The 1,084-nt window shown below is 43.7% G+C and carries 1 protein-coding gene and 1 pseudogene; both read right to left on the bottom strand.

Features of this window, described 5'->3' with window-relative positions; translation table 11 throughout:
* Positions 1 to 236 (bottom strand): annotated as a pseudogene (locus HSISS2_RS12120) (fibrinogen-binding protein); the annotation flags it as partial.
* 579 nt (positions 237 to 815) lie between these two features.
* Positions 816 to 1,084 (bottom strand): hypothetical protein (locus tag HSISS2_RS12115; RefSeq protein WP_042767084.1); only part of this gene is annotated, 269 nt, incomplete at its 5' end.

Here is a 1,084-nt window from a genome sequence, read left to right as displayed (position 1 = left end):
TTATCGCAATCAGAGTCAAATTCTCTTTCAGCGTCAGAAAGTGCGTCAGTGTCTGAGTCACAGTCAGAATCCAACTCCCTTTCAGCATCAGAAAGTGCGTCAGTAAGTGAGTCCCAATCGGAATCCAACTCTCTTTCAGCATCAGAAAGTGCGTCAGTAAGTGAGTCCCAATCGGAATCCAACTCTCTTTCAGCATCAGAAAGTGCGTCAGTAAGTGAGTCCCAATCGGAATCCAACTCTCTTTCAGCATCAGAAAGTGCTTCAGTTTCTGAATCTCAGTCTGAATCAAATTCACTTTCAGCGTCAGAAAGTGCTTCAGTAAGTGAGTCACAATCCGAATCCAATTCCCTTTCGGCATCAGAAAGTGCTTCAGTAAGTGAGTCGCAGTCAGAGTCCAACTCAATTTCAGCATCAGAAAGTACGTCAGTTTCAACAAGTCAATCTGTTTCAAATTCAGTGGTTTCTTCATTGAGTGTTTCGGCTTTTGAAAGCTTATCTCAAGCATTTAGTGCGTCAATTTCGACCATCCTTTCAACAGTTGATTCTATTTCGAAATCAGCATCAAGCTTTATTTCTACAAGTGAGTCACTCTCAATGTCTGCTTCGACATCATTGAGTACATCCGGATCATTAAGTGCGTCAGTTTCGTCAAGTGAATCAACGTCACTTAGTGAGTCATCAAGTACAAGTGCCTCAGTATCAACGAGTCAGTCAGTATCTAACTCATTGTCATCGTCATTAAGTGCTTCAGTCTCAACCAGTGAATCAGCGTCACTCAGCGAGTCAGCAAGCACAAGCGCCTCAGTTTCAACGAGTCAGTCGGTCTCAACTTCAGTTTCAGCGTCGGTAAGTGCTTCAGTCTCAACCAGTGAATCAATGTCACTCAGCGAGTCATCAAGTACAAGTGCCTCAGTTTCAACGAGCCAGTCAGTCTCAACTTCTGTTTCCGCTTCATTAAGTGCGTCAGTCTCAACCAGTGAATCAATGTCACTCAGCGAGTCATCAAGTACGAGCGCTTCAGTTTCAACGAGCCAGTCAGTATCTAACTCATTGTCATCGTCATTAAGTGCTTCAGTCTCAACCA

Source organism: Streptococcus sp. HSISS2, assembly GCF_000448665.1.
Taxonomy (GTDB): domain Bacteria; phylum Bacillota; class Bacilli; order Lactobacillales; family Streptococcaceae; genus Streptococcus; species Streptococcus raffinosi.
This window is presented reverse-complemented; position numbering and strand designations above follow the sequence as displayed.